The organism is Blautia sp. NSJ-175 (assembly GCF_022867815.1).
GTDB classification, from domain to species: domain Bacteria; phylum Bacillota; class Clostridia; order Lachnospirales; family Lachnospiraceae; genus Blautia; species Blautia celeris.
Map to the genome: position 1 here is coordinate 1 of NZ_JALIFQ010000050.1, position 6,381 is coordinate 6,381.

At 32.7% G+C, this 6,381-nt stretch carries 3 protein-coding genes; all 3 read right to left on the reverse strand.

Going from position 1 to position 6,381, the window contains the following annotated elements; all coding sequences use genetic code 11:
- Positions 1 to 393: 393 nt before the first annotated feature.
- The 3 genes from MUB35_RS30105 to MUB35_RS30115 are packed head-to-tail and all read right to left on the reverse strand — an operon-like array spanning position 394 to position 6,156.
- On the reverse strand, positions 394 to 1,059 hold the full coding sequence (locus MUB35_RS30105; protein WP_025580954.1) for a DUF6973 domain-containing protein: 666 nt from the start codon (positions 1,057 to 1,059) through the stop codon (positions 394 to 396).
- A gap of 54 nt (positions 1,060 to 1,113) precedes the next feature.
- On the reverse strand, positions 1,114 to 3,210 hold the full coding sequence (locus MUB35_RS30110; protein ID WP_025580955.1) for a peptidase domain-containing ABC transporter: 2,097 nt from the start codon (positions 3,208 to 3,210) through the stop codon (positions 1,114 to 1,116).
- 42 nt (positions 3,211 to 3,252) lie between these two features.
- The gene (locus tag MUB35_RS30115) at positions 3,253 to 6,156 is read right to left on the reverse strand and encodes a type 2 lanthipeptide synthetase LanM family protein (protein WP_244807363.1); all 2,904 of its coding nucleotides are present in this window, start codon (positions 6,154 to 6,156) and stop codon (positions 3,253 to 3,255) included.
- Positions 6,157 to 6,381 lie beyond the last annotated feature (225 nt).

Consider the following 6,381-nt stretch of genomic DNA (forward strand, 5'->3'; position numbering starts at 1 on the left):
AAAGAACAGCAGGAAAAACTATAAACACAGTTTTTCCTGCCGCGAATGGTTATCCACAAAATAAAAAAATAAATTTCGTCATTTTTTACAATGACTTATGCATACCTCTGAACAGTAACCTTAAACTAAATCGACAAATAATATGTTGATAAATATTTTTCTACAGCCCCCTCATTCTCATTTGACCATCATTTAACAGATTTCACATCTAATTCATGGCTATACATTAGTACTTGGTTCTCATTCTGATTCTTCTTTCAAATTTAGTCAGAGCAGACATTTTTAACGACTATTATTTCTATTCAAAAACAGTCACAGATATCTAAACATCAATAAAATATCTGCGACTGTCTTAGAGATATATTTCATTTCAGTTCATACGTTCTAACTTTTTCATTCATGCAGCCATACAAACAGCGAATCTTCTCTCATTATCTCGTCATATATGATTTCCGCCATTTTCTCTTCTGGTGCAGATAGGTTATCTGCACCTAATTTCCTCCCTATTTCATTGTTATGTAAATCCATTTTTTTGTGCTCATCTTTTGTATATCCATCGCTTTCGTTTCCAGTAGTATCTTTATCTTCATGTGCTGTCGCAAAAAGCTCTGCTTTTTCACTTCCTATCAAAACTGTCATTTCGGCATTCCATATTCCGTGTCTAAATGCGTCACTCCTGTCACCCAAACCATTTTTTCCGAATTTTCTTTCGGTTTGTTTAGTGGCAATTTCCTTTGCTTTATTGACTTTTAGTGCATCAAACGGATATCGAATCACTAATTTTTTCTCAGAAGAAGTAAGTGCGTTCCAAATGTCTATGACGCCATCTTTCTTAATAGCATGAATCTGATCCATAAAATCACTTATCTGCTGTTCACTCCATTCCGGATGTTTTGACTTAACATCTAAAATTTGCTTAACGATATCCTCAAACTCATTAGTTTCATCAATTATAAAACCTCTAGAACTCATACTTTCATTTGAAGCAGCATAAACTGAAATGGGAAGTGATGCACTAATCAGTACGCTCACCCCAATAACTATCTCTTTCTTCTTCATCTGTAATACCTCCCCATACAATGGCTTTTCATATCATAATTTAATTCCTATCTGTCATTGAATACTCTCAAAATACCATCCCTTTTTCTTCATCAAATCCAAATGTGTTCCCTGTTCAATGATGCTTCCCCTGTTCAATACATAGATATAATCCGTATCTCGAATAGAGGAAAGTCTATGAGTAATGATAATTTGCGTTTTATTGGTAGACCTTAGGTTATCATAAATTTTCTTTTCTGTAAGCTGATCCAGATTACTGGTAGCTTCATCAAAAATAACTACCTCCGTATCGCTAAGCAGAGCTCTTGCTATGGCAATACGCTGTTTTTGACCACCTGAAATATTTTGTCCTCCTTCTCCAACAAGTGTATCCAATCCCAACGGCATACTTAAAACTTCCTCTTTTAATGCTACAATGTCTAGTACCTTCCATATTTTCTCATCCGGAGCATCACCTATAATATCAATATTCTTTCTTATACTTGCATTTAAGCACATAGGATTTTGAGTAACTACTGAAAACCATTTATAAATCTGTTCCTTCGACATTGATCTGATATCATAATTATTTATCTCAATACATCCTTGATTAATATCCACGGCACCCAGTATGGCTTTTATCAAGGTTGATTTTCCACTACCCGATAAACCAACAATAGCAATTCTCTCGCCTCGCCTAAGATCAAGAGAAACATTATTCAATGCGTATGCCTGCCCACTATTGTAGCAATATGAAACCGAACTTATTTTTAAATTTTCAAATTTTCCAGGTACAAGAACTCCCGTATGATAATTTTCTCTAAAAATCATTAGTTCCTTATAACGTAAAAGCACTTCTTTAATACTATTGATACTCGGTAACAACAATACAACGGTAGTAAAAGGTGCTGTAAAATATCCCACTAAGGTTGCATAGGCTATAAGTTGTCCTATCGTTAACCCTCCTTGCTTCACACTATAACTTCCAATCACGTAAATCATTAAAGGGAAAATCAAGTTTAAGGTTGAGGAAAAACTATTCATCAAATTACTAATTCGAGTTTTTCCCTTGAATCTTTCTATTAACTTACTATAAGAATTTTGTAAATTTGATTTAACTGCATTATCCATCCCCATACATTTTATTTCCATTATATTCTCCAGAGTATCTATCAGTTCTCCCTGTATTGTACTCTGTGAGTATATATACTCTTTCGTCTTTATGAGATTTTTACCATTTAATAAAATCATTATGGCGATCTGTATAATAGAAACAACTAGAACAAATGCAGTCAAATATGGAGATATACTGGTCATAACAGCTAAACATACCAAGGATGTAATCCCTTGGATTATAATGTTTATAAATCCATTGGTAAGAATGTCGTTCAACTGATTTATACTATTGAAACGGTTCCCTATGTCACCTGCGGAATGCCATTCAAAAAAACTTACATCCAAACGGAAAATTTTATGAATCATATTAGAAATCATTGTTTTAAAAAGTTTCATGTTAATATTCAATAAAATTTTCTGTCTTAGTAAGCTCAATACAAAATGGGCACACATAATCAGAAGAACTAAAAGTGTAATTTTCCATATATGAATTGTAATATGGGCAGAAGATAAACTATCTATTACTTTTTGCACAACCATTGGAACAGCTAATGTAATAAGTTGACACATAAGCATCAACATAATTGCAATCATAAATTGAGAGAATTTTACCTCTATTTTAAATTTGGTTTTTTTTATTTTCTTAATATTTCTACTTGGAATAACGGATACAAGAATATCCTTGTATCCGTTTTTTAATTCTAAAAAATCGACAACTCTTTTTCCATTTGCTGGATCAAACAGAATATATTTTCCTTTCTTCTTAGTTTTATCAACTACCACATAGTGGGAATCATTACACAAAATGGCTGGAAGATACTCTATTAAGTTTTTTTCTTCATGATTATACTGGTATGCAGCAAATTTAAATCCATACTTTTCTGCTAATTCTTTCATTTGAGCTAAGGTCATACCGTCTCTGCCAATCTGAATCTCTGCCCCTATGTCCACGATATCACTTTTACACCCGTAATAATTAAGAATCATTGTCAGACATGCTATGCCACAATCCATGCTTCCTAGCTGTGAAACATAATGCACTTTTTTTTGAAACATCAAGTTCCTCCCTTTGTTAAATATTACTTAGCAATTACGCTCCTAAATCTCCAGAGCCAAAATGCATGGTAATTCTGGGTACAAATCTCTTAATAGAGAGTATCCCATTCCTGAGATTCCTGTCATAAATCCTGGTATCTTATACCCATGCAAATAAGACCTTGCACAATCGTAATTTTCATTTATAATATCCATAGCAATTTGTGTTCTCGCAGACAACATCATATGTCTTACTTCTTCATCATTACATTCTTTTGAATATTCAAGTAATATTTCTGTATTCCCCAAATTCCCATGACATAGACAGTCATTATCTGTAAATCCATACATTTTTGTCGCAAATAGTGCACGTTCAATATCACATTGTACTGTTATATAATCACTACTGTCTTTAACCAGGTTATACATCTTACTTCTTGCCAATAAAATCCCTGGTGCCCCATGACACCATGCTGCCATGCATCTATTATCAGAGTTTTCTTCTTTTTTTGCCTCCTCCCGATTGTCTAACCAATTATTATATTTATCAGAATACATGGTATTTTCATATATTAATCCAGAGTGTATTGCCTTTTGATATTCAATATGAAATTGCTCATTATTTAACTTTGTAAGAGCATAAATTATACCTGTAATTCCATGTGACAGCCCAGATAAGCTCTGCCCGTTTCCGCAGCACCACTTACCCTTATTCTGATTTTTTATAAGAATGTTCCCTGCTTCGCACGCCAATTGCAAATATATATCCTTTTGAGCTAAGTGATAAAGATTAAGAAGAACAATAACGGCACCTGCATTACCATAAATCAGATCATTATTTTCATCTGCTTTCAATGCATACTCTAAAATTTTGCAATGTTTTTCTGCATATTCTAAATATTTTTGTTTTCCTGTTATCTTATATAAAACTTCGTATACATATATAACAGAAGCTTCCCCCGCATAAGCACCGCTACTTTCCTTTTCTAAATCCGTGGATCGTTCCAACATATCATCGGTATATTGAAACATCATGGTCTCAAATGCTTTGCAGGCTGCTGACAAATCCACATCAAAATCTGATTGCTGTAGTGCATTATAAAAAAGGGCAATTCCTCCTAATCCTTCATATAAATAAACCCCTAATGGTTGGATATTCCAAGAAGAATTTTCAGAATTTCCAATAGATGTTATTCCTATCCAATTTATATCCTGCCCATCATCACCATAAAAAGCTTTTTGCTCTAATGTATGTAAAATTTTTAATATGGCATTTTTTTTATATTCCTTTTGTCCATGTTCATTATCGCTTCTACTTATACAAAGTTCATTTATATCTTTTTTAGGTTTCTCAACTTTTACATCATTCAAATCTGTTAAAATTATTTTTATAAATCTAATCTGTTCTTCTCTATCTTTCTTGCCCATAGAACAGATCTTATTTCTAAGATGTTGAATACTAGACTCAGCAAAATAGTTCTTCACCACTTCCCCTTCTGATCCATAAAGATCTTCTTTTGAAGTATTGCTATAAAAATATGGAATATCCATATTCAGCATATCCTTTATTTCCAGTTTTGCAATTTCCATATTCCCTTGCATCTGTTCCACATTTTTTAACACTGCACACAAAAATAGTTGCCTATCTTTCGCATCTTGAAGAAAATCCGGATTGTATGATGTGTGCAATAGCATGGAATACCGCTGAGTATCTTGGACTAAATGCCTAACTTCAATATTTTCAAATATCGAAACATAGTTTAATATAAGCTTCTTATTGTCCAAACAAAATGTATATGCGTCAAAAAAACCTTCGCATATCTCATCTATATACTGATTAGGTTCTTTTACCTTTTCCCCCAGTCTCAGTAAATTATTACTAGCTTGAGTAATAGGTCTTTCATATTCATAATGCATATTTGATGTCCCAGCATTTTTTAATCTTGGAATCAGTATTGGATATTGCTCTCCCTCTTGGCCATTAAGAGCACTCATATTTATACCTTTTCCATTTTTAGTGTATTTATAAAAAGGCAGTACTCCAGAATACAACACTGATTCATGTATCTTATCGTAAATTTTTTCTCTACCTGATTTTTTCTTTTTGTCCCTTTTATTATCTAAGACAGTCTCGGCATCTACAACAACCGGATATCCCCCATTAGCAATAAGATTTTCAGTATGTATATCATTGACATTTAATATATAATTGCAAAAAACAAGCACTCCTATCCGATAATAATAATTCCTGACTTCAGCCTCACTGTTACAAGGAAGATTAACTACAAATTCTTCCCATCCATAGTCCCCACAATCCAGAATCAAAAATTGCCTAAAGTCCTTTTTACAATTGGAAGAAATAAATTCCAAAAATGACTGATATGCTTTCTCCACCTTCAGTCCGTGTGGTTTATAAACTATTTTTGTTCCATCTTGAAACTGAATTAAAAAAACACTATTTCCTTTCTTATGTGAATCTGAACCACTCGTTCTTATATCTTTTACTTCAGTCCAGCTCTTTTTCCCACCAAATTTATCTTCTAAAAGTAAAGTATCCTTTTCCATTCTTTCCTGCAATAATATATAATTATTTGCCAAATTTTCCATTAATTCTATCAGCATTCTTTTAAGACCTGGATATATGGAAAATAATTCTTTTATATACTTATCATTACCAAGAAATCTCTGATTATAGTCGTTATATTCTTCTGCTTCATCATTTCCTCTAAGTTCTCCTTGTTCTTTTGCTAAATACATTTCAAAAATAAGAGTGCTTAAAGAAACATCTAAAATCCTTTCCGCTAAATTTTTCAAAAAACAGTCCTGAATTACTTTAACAATATATCCTTTTCTACTCTTTCTTTCTAAAACCCGTTTCCCATATCCCAGAAACCTGAGAACAAATTGATCAAATAATACTTTTGTCCCTTTTTTAGTCAAATAGGATATAGCCTTCTCATTACACATATCAGAATATTCCTGATTTAACGTTGCAAAGCTAATATATTTATGATTTAACGAATACTCTGAAAATAATATCTGCTCTATAGAAACCCCATAAGCCTTATCTATTTGAATATTCTTGTGCGATGAAATCGCACTTCCGGAAATTTGGGAATCAGATGTCCGGAAGTGGAAATCACCTATGTAATTATGCGAGTTTACTCGCGTAGTTCTTTATCCAAACCATAT